The sequence below is a fragment of the Blastococcus sp. SYSU DS0753 genome (genome assembly GCF_054051175.1).
Genome location: NZ_JBJHAT010000025.1, coordinates 19,164 through 40,490, shown reverse-complemented (window position 1 = coordinate 40,490; position 21,327 = coordinate 19,164). Strand labels below are relative to the sequence as shown.

19 protein-coding genes, 1 tRNA gene and 1 pseudogene are annotated in these 21,327 nt (G+C 73.5%); 12 read left to right on the top strand and 9 right to left on the bottom strand.

Annotated features, from left to right (window positions below; genetic code table 11):
* Positions 1–153: 153 nt before the first annotated feature.
* The 3 genes and pseudogenes from fdh (at position 154) to nrfD (ending at position 5,527) form a co-directional block, all read left to right on the top strand.
* Positions 154–3,447 (top strand): annotated as a pseudogene (gene fdh / locus ACI799_RS16705) (formate dehydrogenase).
* The gene (locus ACI799_RS16700; protein WP_456589303.1) at positions 3,444–4,481 is read left to right on the top strand and encodes a 4Fe-4S dicluster domain-containing protein; all 1,038 of its coding nucleotides are present in this window, start codon (positions 3,444–3,446) and stop codon (positions 4,479–4,481) included. The pseudogene fdh and the gene ACI799_RS16700 overlap by 4 nt, the downstream one beginning before the upstream one ends.
* 113 nt (positions 4,482–4,594) lie before the next feature.
* Positions 4,595–5,527 (top strand): NrfD/PsrC family molybdoenzyme membrane anchor subunit, encoded by a 933-nt coding sequence (gene nrfD / locus ACI799_RS16695; protein ID WP_456613504.1) that lies wholly within the window; start codon positions 4,595–4,597, stop codon positions 5,525–5,527.
* Between the two features lie 309 nt (positions 5,528–5,836).
* Here nrfD and ACI799_RS16690 read toward each other — a convergent pair whose 3' ends face one another.
* The 4 genes from ACI799_RS16690 to ACI799_RS16675 all read right to left on the bottom strand — a co-directional run bounded on the left by ACI799_RS16690 (position 5,837) and on the right by ACI799_RS16675 (position 9,157).
* Complete coding sequence (locus ACI799_RS16690; RefSeq protein ID WP_456589301.1) at positions 5,837–6,286, bottom strand: AAA family ATPase; 450 nt, start codon at positions 6,284–6,286, stop codon at positions 5,837–5,839.
* 180 nt (positions 6,287–6,466) lie between these two features.
* Positions 6,467–7,369, bottom strand: a complete 903-nt coding sequence (locus tag ACI799_RS16685; protein ID WP_456599526.1) for a glycoside hydrolase family 15 protein — start codon at positions 7,367–7,369, stop codon at positions 6,467–6,469.
* A 59-nt stretch (positions 7,370–7,428) separates the two neighbouring features.
* Positions 7,429–8,454, bottom strand: a complete 1,026-nt coding sequence (locus tag ACI799_RS16680) for an SDR family oxidoreductase (protein WP_456613503.1) — start codon at positions 8,452–8,454, stop codon at positions 7,429–7,431.
* A gap of 166 nt (positions 8,455–8,620) precedes the next feature.
* Entirely contained in the window at positions 8,621–9,157 is a 537-nt protein-coding gene (locus ACI799_RS16675) for a hypothetical protein (protein WP_456589298.1), read from the bottom strand.
* A 140-nt stretch (positions 9,158–9,297) separates the two neighbouring features.
* Between ACI799_RS16675 and ACI799_RS16670 the strand changes: the two genes are divergently transcribed.
* The 5 genes from ACI799_RS16670 (at position 9,298) to ACI799_RS16650 (ending at position 12,304) form a co-directional block, all read left to right on the top strand.
* Positions 9,298–9,374 (top strand) — tRNA-Met (locus ACI799_RS16670).
* A 133-nt stretch (positions 9,375–9,507) separates the two neighbouring features.
* Positions 9,508–10,821, top strand: coding sequence for a cytochrome P450 (locus tag ACI799_RS16665; protein WP_456589297.1), 1,314 nt, complete (start codon positions 9,508–9,510; stop codon positions 10,819–10,821).
* Complete coding sequence (locus ACI799_RS16660) at positions 10,821–11,039, top strand: ferredoxin (RefSeq protein ID WP_456589296.1); 219 nt, start codon at positions 10,821–10,823, stop codon at positions 11,037–11,039. Before ACI799_RS16665 ends, ACI799_RS16660 begins: the two co-directional genes overlap by 1 nt.
* 8 nt (positions 11,040–11,047) lie before the next feature.
* Complete coding sequence (locus ACI799_RS16655) at positions 11,048–11,338, top strand: GNAT family N-acetyltransferase (protein WP_456589295.1); 291 nt, start codon at positions 11,048–11,050, stop codon at positions 11,336–11,338.
* A gap of 72 nt (positions 11,339–11,410) precedes the next feature.
* Positions 11,411–12,304 carry a polysaccharide pyruvyl transferase family protein gene (locus ACI799_RS16650; RefSeq protein WP_456589294.1) on the top strand — a complete coding sequence of 298 codons (894 nt, stop codon included), beginning with the start codon at positions 11,411–11,413 and terminating at the stop codon, positions 12,302–12,304.
* Here the strand turns inward: ACI799_RS16650 and ACI799_RS16645 are convergent.
* Positions 12,261–13,142: a glycosyltransferase family 2 protein gene (locus tag ACI799_RS16645; protein ID WP_456613502.1), complete on the bottom strand. Its 882-nt coding sequence runs from the start codon at positions 13,140–13,142 to the stop codon at positions 12,261–12,263. The genes ACI799_RS16650 and ACI799_RS16645 overlap by 44 nt on opposite strands.
* Before the next feature lie 22 nt (positions 13,143–13,164).
* Between ACI799_RS16645 and ACI799_RS16640 the strand changes: the two genes are divergently transcribed.
* Together ACI799_RS16640 and map are read left to right on the top strand one after the other, a co-directional pair.
* The gene (locus tag ACI799_RS16640; protein WP_456589292.1) at positions 13,165–13,482 is read left to right on the top strand and encodes an antibiotic biosynthesis monooxygenase family protein; all 318 of its coding nucleotides are present in this window, start codon (positions 13,165–13,167) and stop codon (positions 13,480–13,482) included.
* Positions 13,479–14,249: a type I methionyl aminopeptidase gene (gene map, locus ACI799_RS16635; RefSeq protein ID WP_456589291.1), complete on the top strand. Its 771-nt coding sequence runs from the start codon at positions 13,479–13,481 to the stop codon at positions 14,247–14,249. Before ACI799_RS16640 ends, map begins: the two co-directional genes overlap by 4 nt.
* A 102-nt stretch (positions 14,250–14,351) precedes the next feature.
* On the opposite strand, the gene ACI799_RS16630 is transcribed toward map, so the two are convergent.
* Genes ACI799_RS16630 through ACI799_RS16615 form a run of 4 tightly spaced genes read right to left on the bottom strand, consistent with a single transcriptional unit; the run spans position 14,352 to position 19,114 of the window.
* On the bottom strand, positions 14,352–15,500 hold the full coding sequence (locus ACI799_RS16630; RefSeq protein WP_456613501.1) for a cystathionine gamma-synthase: 1,149 nt from the start codon (positions 15,498–15,500) through the stop codon (positions 14,352–14,354).
* Positions 15,497–16,948 (bottom strand): cystathionine beta-synthase, encoded by a 1,452-nt coding sequence (locus tag ACI799_RS16625; protein WP_456589289.1) that lies wholly within the window; start codon positions 16,946–16,948, stop codon positions 15,497–15,499. Before ACI799_RS16625 ends, ACI799_RS16630 begins: the two co-directional genes overlap by 4 nt.
* 16 nt (positions 16,949–16,964) lie before the next feature.
* Positions 16,965–18,137: a zinc-dependent alcohol dehydrogenase gene (locus ACI799_RS16620; protein WP_456613500.1), complete on the bottom strand. Its 1,173-nt coding sequence runs from the start codon at positions 18,135–18,137 to the stop codon at positions 16,965–16,967.
* Between the two features lie 29 nt (positions 18,138–18,166).
* Positions 18,167–19,114, bottom strand: a complete 948-nt coding sequence (locus tag ACI799_RS16615) for an SRPBCC family protein (protein ID WP_456589287.1) — start codon at positions 19,112–19,114, stop codon at positions 18,167–18,169.
* Positions 19,115–19,414: 300 nt separating this feature from the next.
* Between ACI799_RS16615 and ACI799_RS16610 the strand changes: the two genes are divergently transcribed.
* Positions 19,415–20,224 carry a phosphatase PAP2 family protein gene (locus ACI799_RS16610; RefSeq protein WP_456599531.1) on the top strand — a complete coding sequence of 270 codons (810 nt, stop codon included), beginning with the start codon at positions 19,415–19,417 and terminating at the stop codon, positions 20,222–20,224.
* 40 nt (positions 20,225–20,264) lie between these two features.
* On the top strand, positions 20,265–21,287 hold the full coding sequence (locus tag ACI799_RS16605) for an aldo/keto reductase (RefSeq protein ID WP_456613499.1): 1,023 nt from the start codon (positions 20,265–20,267) through the stop codon (positions 21,285–21,287).
* Positions 21,288–21,327 lie beyond the last annotated feature (40 nt).

Below are 21,327 nucleotides of genomic sequence, written 5' to 3'. Positions count from 1 at the left end.
CACGGCGCAGCGCGCGGACGTGCAGGCAGCGCGGGGGATGGCTAGGGTCGGATACGGCAGCTGAACGGGCCGAGGCGTGCGACCGAGACCGTGCCTGCACGCCCGGCGACCCGTCCGCCCCTCCCGGCGGCGCGGGCTCTGCAGGAGGGGCGCATGAAGACCTGGCTCGACGCCTGGCCGGTGGTCCGGCAGCTCACCGGGAACGATCCGCTCGGTCGTGGCGACGCCGTCCGGAGCAAGCGCACGAACTCCCTGACCCCCCGCACGGCCACCGCCGACCGGGTGGTGCAGAGCGTGTGCCCCTACTGCGCGGTGGGCTGCAGCCAGCGGGTGTTCGTCCAGGACGAGAAGGTCACCCAGATCGAGGGTGACCCCGACTCGCCGATCAGCCGCGGCCGGCTGTGCCCCAAGGGGGCGGCCAGCAAGAACCTGGTCACCAGTACGACCCGTCAGACCAAGGTCCGCTACCGCCGTCCGTACGGGACGGAGTGGGAGGACCTCGACCTCGACACCGCGATGGACATGATCGCCGACCGGGTGATCAGGACCCGCCGCGAGACCTGGCAGGACGAGGTCGACGGCAAGCGGGTCAACCGGACGATGGGGATAGCGAGCCTCGGAGGGGCGACCCTCGACAACGAGGAAAACTACCTCATGAAGAAGCTCTACACCGCCCTGGGCGCGGTCCAGGTCGAGAACCAGGCGCGCATATAGCACTCCTCCACGGTCCCCGGTCTGGGGACCACGTTCGGTCGCGGCGGCGCGACGATGCCGCAGCAGGACCTGGCCAACTCCGACTGCATCGTCATCCAGGGCTCCAACATGGCCGAGGCCCACCCCGTGGGCTTCCAGTGGGTGATGGAGGCCAAGGCGCGCGGCGCGACGGTCATCCACGTCGACCCGCGGTTCACCCGCACCAGCGCGCTCGCCGATCTGCACGTGCCGCTGCGGGCGGGCAGCGACATCGCCTTCCTCGGCGGGCTGATCAACCACGTGCTGTCCAACGGGCTGGAGTTCCGGGAGTACGTCGCCGCCTACACCAACGCGGCGGCCATCCTGCGGGAGGACTTCCAGGACACCGAGGACCTCGACGGCCTGTTCTCCGGCTACGACCCCGAGAAGGGGCAGTACGAGGAGAAGTCGTGGCAGTACGAGGGCGCTCCCGTGACCGCCGCGGCCGGTCAGCGCCAGGGGCCCAAGCCGGGGGCCTCCGGTTCCCGCGACGGTCGGCAGCCCGGGACGGCGCCCGACCCGGAGGAGCACGCGGAGGGCAGCTCGGAGGAGTCGGGCAGCGGCGGCCTGCCCGTCGGCGGCAAGCCGCAGCGGGACGAGACCCTCCAGCACCCGCGGTGCGTCTTCCAGGTGCTCAAGCGCCACTACGCGCGCTACACCCCCGAGCTGGTCCAGGAGGTCTGCGGCATCGAGCCGGCGGTCTTCCGCAAGGTCGCCGATGCGCTGACCAGCAACTCCGGCCGGGAGCGCACCAGCGCCTTCGTCTACTCGGTGGGGTGGACCCAGCACACCGTCGGCGTCCAGTACATCCGGGCCGCGAGCGTGCTGCAGGCCCTGCTGGGCAACATGGGGCGCCCCGGGGGCGGCATCCTGGCGCTGCGCGGGCACGCCAGCATCCAGGGGTCGACCGACATCCCGACGCTCTACAACCTGCTACCCGGGTACATCCCGATGCCGCACGCCCGCGAGGACCGTGACCTGGACGACTTCGTCGCCGAGGCCTCGGGCTCGGTCGGCTACTGGGGCAACATGCGGAAGTACGCGGTCAGCCTGCTCAAGGCGTGGTGGGGCGACGCCGCGCAGCCGGAGAACGACTTCTGCTTCGACCACCTGCCCCGGTTGACCGGCGACCACAGCAACTACTCGACGATCGCCGAGCAGATCCAGGGCACCGTCCCCGGGTACTTCCTGGTGGGGGAGAACCCGGTCGTCGGCAACGCGAACGGGAAGATGTCCCGCCTCGGCCTGGCCAACCTGGAATGGCTCGTCGTCCGCGACCTGCAGATGATCGAGTCCGCCACCTTCTGGGAGAACGGCCCGGAGATCGAGACCGGTGAGCTGATCACCGAGCAGATCCCCACCGAGGTCTTCTTCCTGCCCGCCGCGGCGCACGTGGAGAAGGACGGCTCGTTCACCAACACCCAGCGGCTTCTGCAGTGGCACTCCCAGGCCGTGGAGCCGCAGGGGGACTGCCGCAGCGACCTGTGGTTCTACTTCCACCTCGGCCGGATCATCCGCGAGAAGCTCGCCGGCTCCACCGACCCGCGGGACCGGCCGATCCTCGATCTCACCTGGGACTACCCGACCCACGGTCCGCTGCAGGAGCCCAGCGCGCACGCGGTGCTCCGCGAGATCAGCGGGACGGGGCCGGACGGCACGGCGGTGTCGGGGTACACCGAGCTGGCCGACGACGGCTCGACCAGCTGCGGCTGCTGGATCTACTCCGGTGTCTTCGCCGACGAGATCAACCAGGCCAACCGCAAGAAGCCGCACACCGAGCAGGACCTGGTGGCGCCGGAGTGGGGCTGGGCGTGGCCGATGAACCGCCGGGTGCTCTACAACCGTGCCTCGGCCGATCCCGAGGGCCGGCCGTGGAGCGAGCGGAAGAAGTACGTGTACTGGGACGAGGACGCGGGAAAGTGGACCGGGCCCGACGTCCCGGACTTCCAGGCCACCAAGCGGCCCGACTACACCCCGCCCGAGGGCGCCACGGCCGAGGACGCGCTGGCCGGCACGGACCCGTTCATCATGCAGGGTGACGGCAAGGCGTGGCTGTTCGTGCCCGCCGGGCTGGCCGACGGGCCGATGCCGACCCACTACGAGCCCGCCGAGTCGCCGGTGCCCAACCCGCTGTACGCGCGGCAGGCCAACCCGGCGCGCAAGGAGCTCAGAGGAGCGTGGAACCGGGCCAACCCCGCGATGAACGAGGTCTTCCCGTTCGTCGTCACCACCTACCGGCTCACCGAGCACCACACCGCCGGCGGGATGAGCCGCACCCTGGAGTACCTCGCCGAGCTGCAGCCCGAGTTCTTCTGCGAGGTCAGCCCCCAGCTGGCCGCCGAGCGCGGGCTGGAGCACATGGGCTGGGCCACGCTGGTCAGCGCCCGCAACGCCATCGAGGCACGGGTGCTCGTCACCGAGCGGATGCGCCCCCTGCGGGTCGCCGGCCGCGAGGTGCACCAGATCGGGATCCCGTACCACTGGGGCCAGAACGGCATCACCACCGGCGACTCGGCGAACGAGCTGCTCGGCGTGGTGATGGACCCGAACGTGCACATCCAGGAGTCCAAGGTCGCCACCTGCGACATCCGGCCCGGCCGCCGGCCCCGGGGGCCGGAGCTGGTCGAGTTCGTCGAGGACCACCGCCGCCGGGCCGGCGTCGCGAGCGGGCGGCTGGGACCGAACGGACGGGCCCCGATCGAGGAGCGGTCATGACGACCATCAGTTCAGCGAGCACCGCCTTCTCCGGGGACGACCCGCAGAACCGGTTGTTCGGCCCGGTCCCCGACGTCGCCGGCGAGCGCGGGTACGGCGACGACCACCCGCCCCGGGTCGGCTTCTTCACCGACACGTCGGTGTGCATCGGCTGCAAGGCGTGCGAGGTGGCGTGCAAGGAGTGGAACACGCTCCCGATGGACGACGCCGAGGGCAACCGGGCGCAGCTCGGGCTGACCGGGGCGTCGTACGACAACACCGGCATGCTCGGGGCCAACAGCTGGCGGCACGTGGCGTTCGTCGAGCAGAGCCGCGCGGTCGACCTCCCGATGCCGACGGTGGGAGCGCCGGGCGCGGTCGGCGGTCAGCGGCCGCTGCAGGACCCGCCCGTCGTCCACCCCCGGGTGCCGGCGTCGGCGACCACGGCCGAGCAGAGCGCGCCGCAGCAGACGCCGTCGGCGGACCGGGAGATCCGGTGGCTGATGAGCTCCGACGTCTGCAAGCACTGCACGCACGCCGCCTGCCTGGACGTCTGCCCGACCGGCTCGCTGTTCCGCACCGAGTTCGGCAGCGTCGTGGTGCAGGAGGACATCTGCAACGGCTGCGGCTACTGCGTGCCCGCCTGCCCCTACGGCGTCATCGACCAGCGGGAGGACGACGGGCGGGTGTTCAAGTGCACCCTCTGCTACGACCGGCTCACCGACGGGCTCCAGCCCGCGTGCGCGAGCGCCTGCCCGACCGAGTCGATCCAGTTCGGCGACCTGGACGAGCTCCGGGCCAGGGCCGACGCCCGGCTGGCGGCGCTGCAGGACAAGGGGGTCGAGGGCGTCCGGCTCTACGGGCGCGACGAGGACGACGGCGTCGGTGGCGCGGGCGCCTTCTTCCTGCTGCTGGACGAGCCGGAGGTGTACGGGCTCCCGCCGGACCCGGTGGTGACCACCCGCGACCTGCCGTCGATGTGGCGGCACGTCGCCGCGGGCGCGGCGATGGTGGTCGGCGTGGTGGCGTCGGCGTTCGTGGGGCGACGCCGGTGACGGCGGCCGACGGCGTCCCCGGGGCGGGCTGGCGCCGGGCGGACGGGCCACCGGCCGAGGACCGGGAGCGACGGCGTCGCGCTGGGGGCCGCCCGCCGCGTCCTGGCGAGTCGGTGGTCGGGGAGGCGGAGTTCACCTCCTACTACGGGCGGCCGGTGATCAAGCCGCCGGTGTGGAAGACCCCGGACGTGCCGCTGTACCTCTTCCTCGGCGGGGCGGCCGGGTCGTCGGCGCTGCTGGGGACGATGGCCGAGCTGACCGGCCGGCCGCAGCTCGCGCGGGTCGCGCACCTGACAGCCGGGGGCGGGGCGCTGTCGTCGGTGGCCTTCCTCATCCACGACCTGGGCCGGCCGGCGCGGTTCCTCTACATGCTGCGGGTGCTCAAGCCGACCTCGCCGCTGTCGGTGGGGTCCTGGATCCTGGCGCCGTTCAGCGCCCTGGCCACGGCGACGGCCGCCGCCCACCTGCTGGGTCGCTTCCCGCGCCTGCGGATGCTCACCGGGGTGGGGGCGGCCGTGCTCGGCGGACCGATGACCACCTACACGGCGGCGCTGCTGTCCGACACCGCGGTGCCCTCGTGGCACGAGGCGCACCGGGAGCTGCCGTTGGTCTTCGCCGGCTCGGCCATGGCCGCCGGGGGCGGCATCGCCACGGCGTGCACCACGGTCGCGGAGGCCGGGCCCGCCCGGAAGGTCGCGGTCGCCGGTGCCGCGATCGAGCTCGGGATGATGCACCGGGTGGAGCACGGCCACGGGCTGGTCAGCGAGCCCTACCGCGCCGGCCGCCCGGGTCGGCTGCTGAAGGCGGCCCGGGCCTGCACGGTCGTGGGGACGGCGCTGACGCTGGCCTCCGGCCGGCGCCGGCTGCCGGCGGTGCTCGGGGGAGCCCTCCTGGCGGCCGGCTCCGCGCTCACCCGGTTCGGTGTCTTCGACGCCGGCATGGCCAGCGCGAAGGACCCGAAGTACACCGTCGAACCGCAGCGGGCACGGGCTGCCGAACGGGACGCGGCGAACGCGAGCGCCGAGGAAGCGCACACGCCGTCCTGAGTCCGGCAGCACGGTGACTCCCGGGTGGGAGGGGCCCCGCCCGGCATGACGGCCCGCCCCTCTGAGGTGGGAGTTCGCCGTGCGAGGCCTGCCGCAGCCTGTCGGCACGCGGGTCGAGCCGAGCCATCGGACGTTGAACCGTGCCGTGACGTGGCTCAGCGTCCGGCGGAGCGGCCAGACGTGCCTTTCCTTCGCACCCCGGAGGCACCTGCTGCCGAACTCACGCCGTCCTGAGTTCGGCAGCAAGGTGAGATGTTCTGTGCGCAAGTCGCACGACAGCGCGTGACCTCCGCTGGGTCGAGCTGCAGGTCACGACCTGCCGGTGAGAAGGTCCTCCACCACATCGGCGAGTTCGGCTACCGGACGTCGCCCGTCGAGCTCCCGGCTGGCACCTCGGCGCAGGAGCGGCTCGACCTCGTCCAGGTAGCGGGCCATCTCGGCCTGCTGCTCCATCGTCTTGCCGTACGGGTTGTTCTGCCGGGTGCGCACCCGGTCCAGCAGCACGTCAAGAGGCGCGCTCAGGAGGACGACATGCTCGAAGCGGTCGTAGAAGCGGCCTTGGTTGTCCACCGTGCCGGAGATGACCACCTCAGGGTGCGTGGCCAGCAGCCGGTCCATGCGCTGTTCGTCCCAAGTGCCGTCGGGACGTTTCCACCCGCCGTAGTCGGTGTCAACGGTCAGGTGACCTCGGCGTCCCAGCTCGGCCAAGAGCGTCGTCTTCCCGGCGCCTGACATCCCCGTCACCAAGACTCGCGCCATCGCGAGCACCGTAGTCACTTGGCCGGTGAGCACGTATGGGGTCTGCGGGAAGCGCCGTCCTCCCGCCCCACGACGATGTCAGCACCGCCGCTGGGGACTTGCGCACATCTGTCACACCTTGCTGCCGGACTCACGCCGTCCTGAGGTCCGGACGGCCCGACTCCCACGGGACCAGCCGGCTCAGAGCCGGCCGGCTGTGTCCGATCCGGGTTGCTCGGCCGGGTGCGTCCCGCTGAGGTGCCGGGCGGCGTTGACCAGGCCGACGTGGCTGAACGCCTGCGGCACGTTGCCGAGCTGACGACCGAGCCGGGTGTCGTACTCCTCGCTCAGCAACCCGACGTCGTTGCGCAGCCCGAGCAACCGCTCGAACAACTCCGTCGCCTCGGTTCGGCGTCCCGTGCCGTTCAGCGCGTCGACCAGCCAGAAGCTGCAGGCGAGGAAGGCGCCCTCGGGACCGGGCAGCCCGTCGTCGGTGTCCTCGGCCTCCGGCCGGTACCGCAGCAGGAGGCCGTCCTCGTCCAGTTCGCGGCGGACGGCCTCGACGGTGCCCGTCACCCGGGGGTCGTCCCAGTCGAGGAACCCGAACCGCGGGATGAGCAGCAGGGCCGCGTCCAGACCCCGCGAGCCGTAGTACTGGGTGAACGTGCCGCGCTCGGCGTCGTAGCCCTTCGCGCACACGTCGGCGTGGATCTCCTCCCGCAGGGCCCGCCAGCGGTCCACCGGACCGTCGAGGCCCTGCTGTTCGACCGCCCGCACCGCGCTGTCGACGCCGGCCCAGGCCATGACCTTGCTGTGCACGAAGTGCCGACGCGTGGCGCGCACCTCCCACAGGCCGTTGCCGGGCTCGTGCCACGCGCCCTCCAGGTAGTCCAGGAGCTCCCGCTGCAGGGACCACGCGTCCGCGCTGTGCGGCATGCCGGTCTCGCGGGCCAGGTGCAGGCTGTCGAGCACCTCGCCCCAGACGTCGAGCTGGAACTGGTCGGCGGCGGCGTTCCCGATCCGTACCGGCGCGGAGCCCTCGTAGCCGGCGAGCCAGGGCAGCTCGTGCTCCGGCAGCCGCCGGGTGCTGTCGAGGCCGTACATGATCCGGAGGTCTGCAGGTCCCCGATCAGCGCGTAGTCCTCGATCCGCCCCGCCACTGGTCAGCGGTCGCGGCGCCAGGCGGCCACCGCCGTCGCCAGGAGCCCGGCACCGGCCGCGGCGAGGGTGCCGTGCTGGCGGGAGGCCCAGATCTGCGGATCCCGGTCGCGGGTCCGGTGCCGGAAGCTGCCGCGGGCGCCGAAGTCGCGGCCGTCGGGCCCGTCGGCCGGCTTCCAGAGGTTCACCGGGTCGTCCGGAGAGGCCGGCTCACCGCGCTGCTGGCCCTCGTACCCGTTGCGGGCGAGGTACCAGTCGAGGAACTGCGGCCAGACCTTGTTGCCGAGGATCGTCCAGACGGTCGGGTTGCCGACCCACCACGCACGGCGCCGCGGGTGCTCGCTCGCGTGCACGAGGGCCTCGGCCATCATGTCCACCGGGTAGATCGGCGGCACCGGCTGCGGCCGTTCGGGGAGCCTGTTGAGCACCCAGTCGAACTGCGGGGTGTTGACCCCGGGCAGGTTCACCATCGTGACGTGCACGTTGCTGCCGTCGTGCCGGAGCTCGGTCAGCAGGGACTCGGTGAAGCCCTTGATGGCGTGCTTGGCCCCGCAGTAGACGCTCTGCAGGGGGATGCCCCGGTACGCCAGGGCGGAGCCGGTCTGCACGATCACGCCGCGGTCCCGGGGCTTCATCCGCCGCAGCGCCGACATGGTGCCGTGCACGAACCCGAGGTAGGTGACCTGGGTGACGCGCTCCCACTCCTCGGCGGTGATCTCCTCGAAGGGCGCGAACACGGTGCTGAAGGCGACGTTGCACCAGACGTCGATCGGCCCGAACTCCTCCTCCACCTGGCTCGCCGCCGCGTCGACGGCCGCCGCGTCGGCGACGTCGACCGGGATCACCAGCGGGGTGCCGCCGGCGGCCCGCACGTCCGCTGCGGCCCCGGCCAGGCCGGTCTCGCCCCGGGCCAGCAGGGCTACCCGGTCCCCTCTGCGGGCGAAGGCGACGGCGGTGGCCCGCCCGATCCCCCCGCTCGCACCGGTCACGACGACGACCCGACCGGTCCCGGCTTCTCCCGTTGCGCGCACGGCAGCCCCTTCCGTGGTTGTCGCGGCGCGGGCGCGGCCCGGCCGCACGAACGCGGTGCCGCGACCGGGGAGGTGCGGCGACATCGGCCTCCTCCGGTGTGCACGACCCGCGGGGGCGGCAAACCCGTTCCGGCGGACGTTCCGGGCCCGCCGGGACCCGGAGGGGTCAGTCCGCCGCCCGGTCCGACGCGTGGTCGTTCCCGCCGAAGACCCGCGCGGCGACCTCGCGCCGGACCACGGTGGCCCACTCGTGCTGCCGGTTGGCCTGCTCGACCAGCCCGTCGAGCTGTTCCTTGTCGAGGCGGTCGTCGGCGTCGGCCACCTCCCGCAGGGTCTCGAATCCGCTGCGCTTGGCCCGGACCGCGGAGGCGAGGAACTCGAACTCCACCAGGTCGCTCAGCGGGGAGCGGGTCAGGAGGCGGCCGTTGAGCTTCAGCCGCGAGATCTTCTCGCCGATCCACAGCGCCACCTGCTTGTGCCGCTGGATCGGGAGGCCGAGGGCGTCCATGGTGGCGCTCAGCGCGGCCTTCTCCTCGTGCAGCTCGGCCAGCAGCTGCTCGAGCCTGGGTGCGTACTTCGTCCCCCGGTGCACGTCCAGCATCCGCCGGACCAGCTCGATGCCCCCGGTCGAGGCAGCCAGGTGGTCGTTGCAGTAGATGGCCAGCAGATCGACGTTGCGCAGGCCGGCGGACGGTTGGGACACGGGGGACCTCCAGGGGACGAGCGGCTGGTCACAGTGTCGTCGCGGGCGTGGCGTCGCGCGCGTCGCGGGACCGACACCGAGCTCCGGTGGCCGGCAGGTGTGACTCCGGTGCCCGGCAGGTGTACTGTAGGGATCACCGACGCGGGGTGGAGCAGCTCGGTAGCTCGCTGGGCTCATAACCCAGAGGTCGCAGGTTCGAATCCTGTCCCCGCTACCACGACGGAGGCCCGGTCACGCAGGTGACCGGGCCTCCGTGCGTCGGGCCCGGGGCATCCCGCGGGAGTGTGTTGTGTGTCACCCCGATTCTCTCTAGCGTGCGGGGCACGACCGCCGCCCAGGGAGGACCGCTCGTGTCCGTCGACGCCGCACCAGCACCGGGAACCGTGCCGCCCTCGCGCAAGGCGGGCGCCGCCGACCTCGGCATCGACCTGTCCGACCGCGACTTCTGGCTGCGCCCCCCGGCCGAGCGCCACGCCGTCTTCGACCGGCTCCGGGCCGAGCGACCGTTCGCGTTCTTCGCCGAGCCGGAGATCCCGAACATGCCGAGCGGTCCCGGCTACCACGCGGTCACCCGCTACGCCGACCTGGAGGCGATCAGCTGCCAGCCGGCCGTCTTCTGCTCGGGGGAGGGCGCGGTCTCCATCCAGGACATCCCGGCTGACCTGAACGAGTTCTACGGCTCGCTGATCAGCATGGACGACCCGCGGCACGCCAAGATCCGCCGGATCGTGGCGAAGACGTTCACCCCGCGGATGCTCGAGCGCGTGGTGGACTCCGTGGCCGGGATCGTCGACGACGTCCTGGCCGAGGTGCGGCGGAAGGCGGCCGCGGGGGACGGCACGTTCGACGTCGTGGCCGACCTCGCCGCACCCATCCCGCTGCGGGTCATCTGCGACATGATGGGCATCCCCGAGGCGGACCGGGCGATGGTGCTGGCGAAGTCCAACGTCATCCTCTCCGGCGGTGACCCGGAGCTCGTGGAGAACGAGGAGGACCCGCTCACCGGGGTGCTCATGGCCGGCATCGAACTGGCCGGGCTCATGGAGCGCCTGGCCGCCGAGCGGGTGGCGCGGCCCACCGACGACCTCACCACGGCCCTGGTCACCACCGACGTCGACGGCGAGCGCCTGACCCACCAGGAGATCGCCTCGTTCTTCATCCTGCTGCTGGTCGCGGGCAACGAGACCACCCGCAACGCCATCTCGCAGGGGCTGCTGGCGCTGCAGGAGCACCCGGACCAGCGGGCCCGCTGGCTCGCCGATCCGGGGCTCACCCGCACGGCCGTCGAGGAGATCGTGCGCTGGACCAGCCCGATCACCTGGATGCGCCGTACCGCGACCCGCGACGGGGAGCTCAACGGCTACCGGTTCGCCGCCGGTGACAAGTTCCTGCTCTTCTACGCCGCCGCCAACCGCGACCCCGAGGTGTTCGCCGAGCCGCACCGCTTCGACCTGGGGCGCGACCCCAACCCGCACGTCGGCTTCGGGTCGAAGGGGCCGCACTTCTGCCTGGGCGCCCACCTGGCCCGGCGCGAGCTGGCCATCACCTTCGCCCGGGTGTTCGAGCAGCTGCCGGACCTGGAGATCACCGGTCCGCCGGACCGGCTGCGGTCCTCGTTCGTCAACGGGCTCAAGCGGCTCCCGGCCCGGCTGGCGGGGAGCTGATGAGCCGGCTGGCGGCAGACCTGGAGCGCTGCGTGGGCGCCGGCGCCTGCGAGGCCCTCGCGCCGGACCTCTTCGAGGTCGGCGACGAGGGGACGGTGACGGTGCTGCGCCCGCACCCGGAAGGCGGCGAGCTCCGCGACGCCGAGGAGGCGGTGCGGCAGTGCCCGACCCGCGCCCTGCAGCTGGTCGAGGAACAGCCGGCCACCGCGGCCGGTTGACCGCTGACATGGAGACCACCGTCACCGACGTCCCCGAGTCCGACCGGTTCGAGATCCGCGACGGCGACCGCGTGCTGGGCGTGGCCGCCTACGAGCGCCGCGGCGACACCCTCGTGTTCACCCACACCGAGATCGACCCCGACGCCGGGCAGTCCGGGCTGGGCAGCACCCTCGTCCGCGCCGCCCTCGACGAGGTGCGCTCGCGGGGCGGTGCCGTGGTGCCGCGCTGCTCGTTCGTCGCCGGCTGGATCGAGCGGCACCCCGACTACGCCGACCTGGTGGCCGACACCGACCGCTGAGGCGCGGGACGGGGGCGAGGATCTCCTTTCCTCCGGATGCCCGGGCGACGTCCGGCTGCGAGGCTGGACGTCGTGCGTGTTCTGGTGGCGGGATGGTTCAGCTTCGACGAGGTGATCGCCACCGTCGGCGACGAACTGGGGGCCGACGCCGTCGCCGGGTGGCTGACCGAGCTGGGCATCGACCACGACGTGGCGTGGGCGCCCTACCTGGGGCGGGGCGTGCACTGGCGCGATGTCGACCCGGCGGACTACACGCACCTGGTCTTCACCACGGGACCGGTCGGGAGGGACCTCGCTCCGCTCCGGGAGCTGACGGCGACCTTCGCCACCGCCCGGCGGCTGGCGGTCAACGTCTCCGTCGTCGACGACGCCGTGCGGTCGATGTTCGACGAGGTCTGGGAGCGGGACGCCCCGGACATCACCCGGCCCGATCTCGCGGTGGAGGGCCCGGCACCGGAGGCGCCGGTGCTGGCGGTGGCGTTCGCGCCCGTGCAGGGCGAGTACGGCGACCGCAGCCGGGCCGACCGCGTCCGCGGCGTGATCGAGGAGTGGCTGGCTGCGCGCGCCCTGCCCTGGTTCCCCATCGACACCGACCTCTTCGACAAGCCCCACCCGCGGCGACCGGCGCAGGTCGAGGCGCTGCTCCGGCGTGCGGACGCCGTCGTGAGCATGCGGCTGCACGGCCTGGTCCTCGGTCTCAAGAACGACCGCCCGGTCATCGCCTGCGACCCGATCGCTGGCGGCGCCAAGGTGACCGGGCAGGCGCGGGCACTGGACTGGCCGCTGGTGCTGGACGCGGAGGAGGTCACCGCCGAGTCCCTGGACGAGGCGCTCGCCCGTTGCCTGTCCGGTGACCTCGCCGACGCGGTGACCCGGTCGCGCCTCCGGGGGGCCGCCGGGATCGAGGAGGCGCGGCGGTGGTTCAGCGCGCAGCTGGGGCGTCCAGCGGGCGCTGCGCACGGCTGAACCGGCGCTCGACGGCCGGAGGGACCGGTCGGCGTCGGCGCAGCACGGCCGGTAGCCGGCGCACCCACCCCAGGAGCGCTCGCCGGGCGGCCGGCTCGGTCACCGCCCGCCGGGCCAGCCGGGCGGTGGCGGCCAGCGCCACCGGGAGCGGCCGGCGCAGCCAGTCCACCAGCAGGTCGTTGCGCGTCTGCAGCGCCCAGCGATCAGCGGACACGGTGGCCGGCCCGGCGGGGTCGTGCCAGGCGACGACGTCGTCGGCGTAGACCTGCTGCCACCCGGCCGCGGCGAGGTCGAGCGCCAGCAGGTGCTCCTCCCCGCCGAAGAACAGCAGCGGCGAGAAGCCGCCGACCGACAGGTACGCGTCGCGGCGGACCACGGTGGCGAACGCCGGGTAGCTGAGCACGTCGGGGCCGGGGGCGCCCGGCGTCGTGCCCAGCACGGCGGCCCGGTGCTTGCGCGTGACCGCGTCGACCGACCCGTCGGCGGCCATCCGGACCTGCGCCGCGACGACGGCGACGCCGGGGTGGGCGTCCAGCAGGTCCGCCGCCCGGTCGAGGGCACCGGGCGCCCACCACGAGTCGTCATCGGCGAACGCGACGTAGGGCGTGGCGACCCGCTCGCCGCCGGTGGTGCGCGCCACCGCCCCGCGGTTCACGGGCAGCTCGACCACCTGCACGGCGGGGTGCAGCTCGCGCACCGCCTGCGCCGTGCCGTCGGTCGACGCGTTGTCCACGACCACGACCGGCACCCCGTCGCGGTCCAGCCGGCCGAGCGACCGCAGCAGCGACTCGCGGCGGTCCCGGGTGGCGATGACGACGCTGACGCGAGGGGGGAGCACCTGCCTCCCGTACCGTGCCGCCGTGGTCCTCGAACATGCACCGTTGACCGTCCGGGACGGCGAGCAGGCGGCGTTCGAGGCCGCGTTCGCGCGGGCCCGGCACCTCATCGCGTCGATCCCCGGGTTCCGGGGGTTGCGGCTGTCCCGCTGCCTGGAACGGGGTACCGGCTACCTGCTGCTGGTGGAGTGGGACCGTCTCGAGGACCACACCGAGGGGTTCCGCGGCTCGCCGGCCTACCAGGAGTGGCGGGCGCTGCTGCACCCCTTCTACGACCCGTTCCCCGTCGTCGAGCACTACACGACGGTGCTGACGGCCGACCCGCACGAGGAGAACCGTTGATCGAGCTGCGCACCCCCGGTGAGCTGGATGCCATGCGGGCCGCCGGCGCGGTCGTCGCCGACATGCACGCGGCGGTGCGGGCGCTCGCCGCGCCGGGCGTGCGGCTGAGCCAGCTGGACGCCGTCGCCCGCGACGTCCTGGCCGACGCCGGCGCCACTTCGCCGTTCCTCGGCTACGCGCCGCTGTCCACCACCCCGCCGTTCCCCGGCGTCGTCTGCCTGTCGGTGAACGACGTGGCCCTGCACGGGATCCCGACACCGCAGGTGCTGGAGGACGGCGACCTGTTGAGCGTGGACGCCGGCGCCGTCCTGGACGGTTGGGTCGGGGACGCGGCCATCACCTTCCCGGTGGGCACCCCGCGGCCCGAGGACCTCGAACTCGTGGCCACCACCGAGCGCGCGCTCGCCGCGGGCATCGCGGCGGCCGTCGTCGGCAACCGGGTCGGCGACATCTCCGCCGCCATCGGGGCCGTCGGGAGGGCCGGGGGCTGCGGGATCAACACCGACCAGGGCGGCCACGGGGTCGGGCGCTCCATGCACGAGGCGCCGTCCGTGCCCAACGAGGGCCGCGCCGGGCGGGGGGTGCCGCTGCGTCCGGGGCTGGTGATCGCCATCGAGCCGTGGTTCCTCGCCGGCGGCAGCGACGACTACCGGGTGGACGCCGACGGCTGGACCCTGCGCAGCGCCGACGGCAGCCGCGCCGCGCACGTCGAGCACACGGTCGCCGTCACCGAGGACGGGCCGAGGATCCTGACCCTCCCGAGGTGAATGCCGGTCGTGACGAGTGGGGGCCGGAGGCTCCCGCGAGGAACGACGCAGCGGCTCAGCGCGAGCGGGGGACGGCACGTGGCCGCGGTGTGATCCGGAGGGTCACGAGGTCATGGCCTGCCCGAGGTCGGCGAGCAGGTCGTCGACGTCCTCGATACCGACCGAGAGTCGCACGAGGTCGGCGGGCACCTCCAGCGGCGAGCCGGCGGCGCTGGCGTGGGTCATCCGGCCCGGGTGCTCGATCAGCGACTCGACCCCGCCGAGCGACTCCGCCAGCGTGAAGAGCTTCGTCCGCTCGCACACCGTCAGCGCCGCGTCCTCGCCGTCGCGGAGCCGGAACGAGATCATCCCGCCGAAGCCGGACATCTGCTTCGCTGCGATCTCGTGGCCCGGGTGGTTTGGCAGGCCCGGGTAGAGCACGGAGGTGACCTCGGGCCGGTCGGCGAGGAACTCCGCGATCCGGGCAGCGTTGGCGCAGTGCCGGTCCATCCGGACGCCGAGCGTCTTGAGGCTCCGGAGCACCATCCACGAGTCGAAGGGGCTCGCGACCGCACCCATCGCGTTGTGGTTGTAGGTCAGCTTCTCGCCGAGCGCGGAGTCCCGGGTGATGAGCGCGCCCCCGACGACGTCGGAGTGGCCGCCCAGGTACTTCGTCGTCGAGTGCACGACGACGTCGGCACCGAGCGTCAGCGGCCGCTGCAGGTAGGGCGAGGCGAAGGTGTTGTCGACGACGAGCAGCGCGCCGGCCTCGTGCGCGATCGTCGCCGTCGCCTCGATGTCGGTGATGTTGAGCAGCGGGTTGCTGGGCGTCTCGCACCAGACGACCCGCGTGGTCGGGCGGACCGCTGCCCGCAGCGCGTCGGCGTCGGCCAGGTCGACCGGCGTGTACTCCAGGCCCCACTCCGACAGCACCCGGGAGATCAGCCGGAACGTGCCGCCGTACGCGTCGCCACCCAGGACGACGTGGTCGCCGGCCCGGCAGGTGGTGCGCAGCAGGGTGTCCTCGGCGGCGAGCCCCGACGCGAACGCCAGCGCCGTCGTGCCCTCCTCCAGCGCGGCCAGTGCGGCGTGCAGCGTGTCGCGGGTCGGGTTGCCGCTGCGGCTGTACTCGTAGCCCCCGCGCAGCCCGCCGACGCCGTCCTGCTTGTAGGTGGTGGTGAGGTGCAGCGGGGGGATGACCGCGCCGGTGGCCGGGTCGGGGTCCTGCCCGGCGTGGATGGCGCGGGTGTTGAAGCCCGGGAGCTCGCTCATGCGCCGACCGTAGGCGTGATGCCGGCCAGGTGCCCGAGCACGTCCTGCCGGGTGACCACACCGGCCGGTTTGCCGTCGACGTGCACCAGCAGCGCGTCCGCCGAGCCGAGCTGGGCGACGGCGGCGCTGACCGCCTCCCCGGAGCCGACGATCGGCAGCGGGGGCGACATGTGCTTCTCCACCCGGTCGGCGAGCGAGGCCCGGCCGGCGAAGAGCGCGTCCAGCAGCGTCTTCTCGTCGATCGAGCCGACCACCTCCCCGGCGGTGACCGGTGGCTCCGCCCGGACCACCGGCAGCTGGCTGACCCCGTACTCGCGGAGGATGTCGATGGCGTCGCGCACGGTCTCGTTCGGGTGGGTGTGCACCAGGGTCGGCGTCTCGCCGGACTTGGTGTGCAGCAGCTCGCCGACGGTCTCGCCGCCGGTGGCCTCGACGAAGCCGTAGTCGGCCATCCACGCGTCGTTGAAGATCTTGTTCAGGTAGCCGCGGCCGCCGTCGGGCAGAAGCACGACCAGGACGTCGTCCTTCGTCAGGCGCTCGGCCACGCGCAGCGCCGCCACCACCGCCATCCCGCAGGAGCCGCCGACCAGCAGCCCCTCCTCGCGGGCCAGCCGGCGGGTCATGGCGAAGGAGTCGCCGTCGGAGACCGCGACGATCTCGTCGGCGACGGCCGGGTCGTAGGTCGTCGGCCAGAAGTCCTCGCCGACGCCCTCGACGAGGTAGGGGCGGCCGGTGCCGCCGGAGTACACCGAGCCCTCGGGGTCGGCGCCGATGATCTGCACCCGGCCGCCGGAGGCCTCCTTGAGGTAGCGGCCGACGCCGCTGATCGTCCCGCCGGTCCCCGCGCCGGTGACGAAGTGGGTGATCCGGCCCTCGGTCTGCGCCCAGATCTCCGGGCCGGTCGTCTCGTAGTGCGAGCGCGGGTTGTTGGGGTTGGAGTACTGGTCGGGCTTCCACGCGCCGGGGGTCTCCCGGCTGAGCCGGTCGGAGACCGAGTAGTACGACCGCGGGTCGGCCGGGTCCACGGCGGTCGGGCAGACGACCACCTCGGCGCCGTAGGCCTTGAGCACGTTGATCTTCTCCTGCCCGACCTTGTCGGGGCAGACGAAGATGCAGCGGTAGCCCCGCTGCTGGGCGACCAGGGCCAGGCCGATGCCGGTGTTGCCGCTGGTCGGCTCGACGATCGTCCCGCCCGGCTTCAGCAGGCCGTCGGCCTCCGCCGCGTCGACCATGCGCACGGCGATCCGGTCCTTCACCGAGCCGCCGGGGTTGAGGTACTCGACCTTGGCCAGCACCAGCGGCGCGTCGGGTCCCAGGTGGCGGGTCACCGACGACAGCTTGACCAGCGGGGTGTTGCCGACCAGGTCGACGACGGACTCGGCGTACTGCACGGTGGCGCCCTCCTTCCACCAGGGCGCGGCTCCGTCGCCGTGCCCGGTCGTGATCATCTCAGCAGATGGACGGTCAGGGCTTGAGGACGACCTTGGTGCAGTCGTCCTCCTTGTCCCGGAACATCCGGTAGCCCTGCGGCGCCTGCTCCAGCGGCAGCGTGTGGGAGATCAGGAACGTCGGGTCGATCTCGCCGTCGCGGATCTTCTCGTAGAGCGGCTTCAGGTAGCGGTGGACGTGCGCCTGGCCGGTCCGCACGGTCAGCGACCGGTTCATCAGCGAGCCGACCGGGAACTTGTCCATGAGCCCGCCGTAGACGCCGATGATCGAGACGGTGCCGCCGTTGCGGCAGGCCATGATCGCCTCGCGCAGCGCGTGCGGCCGTTCGGTCTCGGCCATGACCGCGGTCTTGGCCCGGTCGTAGGCGTCCACCACGGCGGTCGGGTGGGTGGCCTCCAGCCCGGCGGCGTCGATGCACCCGTCGGGTCCGCGGCCCGCGGTGAGCTCGTTGAGCGCGTCGAGGACGTCGACCTCCTCGTAGTTGAGGACATCGGTGGCGCCCGCCTCCCGCGCCTTCGCCAGCCGGTAGTCGAACCGGTCGATGGCGATGATCCGCTCGGCCCCGAGCATCTTCGCGCTCGCGACCGCGAACAACCCGACCGGCCCGGCGCCCCAGACCGCGACGACGTCGCCGCCGGAGATGTCGCACATCTCCGCGCCCATGTAGCCGGTCGGGAAGATGTCGGTCAGGAACAGCACCTGCTCGTCGGTCAGGTCGTCCTCGACCTTCAGCGGACCGACGTCGGCGAACGGCACGCGGGCGTACTCGGCCTGGCCGCCGGGGTACCCGCCGACCAGGTGGGAGTAGCCGTAGATCCCGCAGGGGGAGTGGCCCCACAGCTTCTCGGCCATCCCGGCGTTCGGGTTCGAGTTCTCGCAGACGGAGAAGAGCCCGCGCTCGCAGGCATTGCAGGCGCCGCAGGCGATGGGGAACGGGACGACGACCCGGTCGCCGACCCGGAGGTTCGACACGCCCTTGCCGACCTCGACGATCTCGCCCATGAACTCGTGGCCGAGGATGTCGCCTTTCTTCATCGTCGGGATGAAGCCGTCGTAGAGGTGCAGGTCGGAGCCGCAGATGGCGGTGGAGGTCACCTTCACGATCGCGTCCCGGTCGTTGAGGAGCTGCGGGTCGGGGACCTCGTTGACCTCGACGTGGTTCTTGCCCATCCACTGGGTGGCGCGCACGGGGGTGTCCTTCCGGAGACGGGGCGGGATCAGGAGCGGGGTGCGGCGGGCTGCTGCTTGGCCATCCGGCGGGCCAGCGGGCCCTCGGGCGTGCCCTCGGAGCGGACCACCTGCCCGGTCTCGAGGATCTGCTTGAAGCGGGCGAGGTCGTCGCGGATCTGCTGGTCGGGGGCCTCGCCGAAGAGCTTCGCGACCGCCTTGCCCAGCTTCCCGGCCGGCTGCGCGTAGGCCAGCCGGACCCGCACCTCGGTGCCCTGGCCGCCGGGGGCGGGGCGGAACTCGACCACGCCGGCGTTCTCGATGTCGGCCCCGGGCAGCGACCGCCAGCGGATCCGCTCGCCCGGGGACTCCTCGACCACCTCGGCGTCCCACGCCACGGTGCGCCGGCCCGGTGCCTCGGCGACCCAGTGCCAGCGCCCGATGCCGGCGGGGCGGACCTCGCGCACGTGGGCCATGAACTCCGGCAGCCGGGAGAAGTCGTGCCAGCGGGCGTAGACCTCCTGCGGCGGCTTGTTCACCGTGGCGGCCGCCGAGACGTCGATCGCGCTCGTCCAGGGCGGGGAGGCGGGCAGCAGCTCCCGCGCGGCGCTGCGGCCGCCCTGCCGCGCCGACCGCACCGCCGTGAGCAGGTCGAGCGCGGCCAGCCCGGCGACGGCGATCGTGGCGTTGCGGAGCCGCCGGTGGCGGTCGCCCTCGCGGTGCGACAGGGCGATGCCCAGAGCGGTGAGGTCCATCGCGTCGCCGGCCACGCGGGTCCAGGCCCAGCCCGGCCGGCCGGCCAGCAACCCGACGGCGTGCACCAGCTCGCGGGCCCCCACGGCGGGGATCAGCGACCGGGCGGTGGCGGAGTCGTCGACCCCGGAGAGCCGGGCGACGCCGTCGGGGTCGCGCAGCATCACCACGCCCAGGCCGGTGCTGGCCAGGCCGAGGGCGCGGGCGGTGCGGCGCAGGCCGGGCCGGCTGCGGTGGGAGCTCATGGGATCCTCCGGTTCGGTCGGTCCGTCCTCGGACGTTCGTCCGGCAGGTGGTCGCGCGGGTGACGTCGCGCGGGCCCGGGCGGCGGCCCCGGCGCCGGTGCAGCGCGGTGGGAGCACCCGGACGCCCTGCCCGCCTACCCCCGGCCCGCACCCGGAAACTCCCCGCGGCCGGCGACGGTGCGTGAGGACGTGGGCGCGGAGACGTGCCTCGGTACGCGCGTCGTGGGGGGCACGCGCCGAACGGCCCGCCGCCGCCGTCGTCGCGGGGCGCGGTCGGGCCGCCCCGCCTAGCCTGGACCCGTGGGGGTCCCGGGCGGCGGTGGGTCCTCGCCCTCCTCGCCGCGCCCCGGTCGTCGGTACCGCAAGGTCCTGCTGGCGGGGGTGCTGGTCGCCGTCTACGCCGCCCTGGCGGTCGCCGTCCGCACCGGATCGCCCCTGGTGGCGGTGGATGCCGCGGCCCTCCGCTGGCAGCCCGCGCTCCGCTGGCCGGAGTGGGAACCGCTGCTGTCGCACTGGGTCCTGCTCGGGCAGCGGATGGTCTGCCTGGTGGTCCTGGGCGGCTGGCTGGCCGTGCGGTTCCTCCGGGACCGCGATCCGCGCCCGCTGCTCGTGGTGGCTGCCGCGACGCTGCTGCTCAACGCCACGGTGGGCGCGGCCAAGATCGCCTTCGGGCGGCTCGGCCCGTTGCAGCTCGAGGAGGCCGCGCTCCGGCCCGGGGCCGCCGAGGTCTTCACCGACGGCATGGTGTTCCCGTCGGGGCACGCCGCCAACGCCGTCGTCATGTGGGGGCTCGTCGCGTACCTCGTCACGCGTCACCGGCGCCTGGCGGCGGTCGTCGCGGCGGTGCTCGCGGTCACGGTCGGCGCCACCACGGTCTACCTGGGCACCCACTGGGTCAGCGATGTCCTGGCGGGGTGGGCCGCCGGGGCGCTGGTGCTCCTCACGCTGCCCACGCTGTGGCGCCTCGCCGACCGTGCCTGCCGGCGCTGGTCCGCCGGTGCGCGGGTGCGGACGGTCCGCCCCGCCGGCGCGGTCCCGTCCGCGCGGCTGGGGCCCGCCCGCCCGCGACCTCCCGCTGCCGGGTCGGGGTGGGTGCGGGACGCCGCCTGAGCAGTGGCGGACGGCGCGACGCCCGGACGAGGATGCGGGCATGCCTGCCGCCACGCCGCCTGCCGTCGGTACCCGCACGCTCGGCCGCAACGGCCTGACCGTCTCCAGCGTCGGCCTGGGCTGCATGGGGATGAGCCAGATGTACGGCCCGGCCGACCGCGCCGAGTCGATCGCGACCATCCACCGGGCCCTCGAGCTGGGCGTGACGTTCCTCGACACCTCCGACGTCTACGGCAGCGGCCACAACGAGCAGCTGGTGGGCGAGGCGATCGCCGGGCGACGGGACGAGGTGCAGCTGGCGACCAAGTTCTCGCTGTCCCGCCGCCCGGACGGTGGGATGACCATCGACGGCCGGCCGGAGAACGTGCGGGCCTGCGCCGAGGCCAGCCTGCGCCGGCTGGGCGTCGAGGTGATCGACCTCTACTACCAGCACCGGGTCGACCCACGGGTGCCGATCGAGGACACCGTCGGTGCCATGGCCGGGCTGGTGACCGAGGGGAAGGTCCGTCACCTGGGCCTCTCCGAGGCGAGTGCGGCGTCGATCCGGCGCGCCGTCACCGTCCACCCGATCGCCGCGCTCCAGAGCGAGTGGTCGCTGTGGACACGCGACCTGGAGGAAGAGGTGCTGGGGGTCGCCCGCGAGCACGGCATCGGCATCGTGCCGTTCAGCCCGCTGGGCCGGGGGTTCCTCACCGGGGCGATCAGGGGCCCGGAGGACTTCGACGCCGACGACTGGCGGCGGGGCCACCCCCGCTTCACCGGGGAGGCGTTCGCGGCCAACCTGCGCCTGGTGGACGCCGTCCGCGAGCTCGCCGCGGAGAAGGGCGTGGCGCCCGGTCAGCTGGCGCTGGCGTGGGTGCTGGCCCAGGGCCACGACGTCGTCCCCATCCCGGGGACCAAGCGCCGGCGCTACCTGGAGGAGAACGTCGCCGCCGTCGGGGTCCAGCTCGACGACGACGACCTCGCCCGGCTGGACGCCATCGCGCCGCCGGGCGCTGCGGTCGGCGGGCGGTACGTGGACAGCAGCTACGCCTACGGGGACAGCCCGGAGCCGGCCGCGTGAGCGCGGCCGCCGACATGCCGGGCCCCGGCCCGCTGGGAAC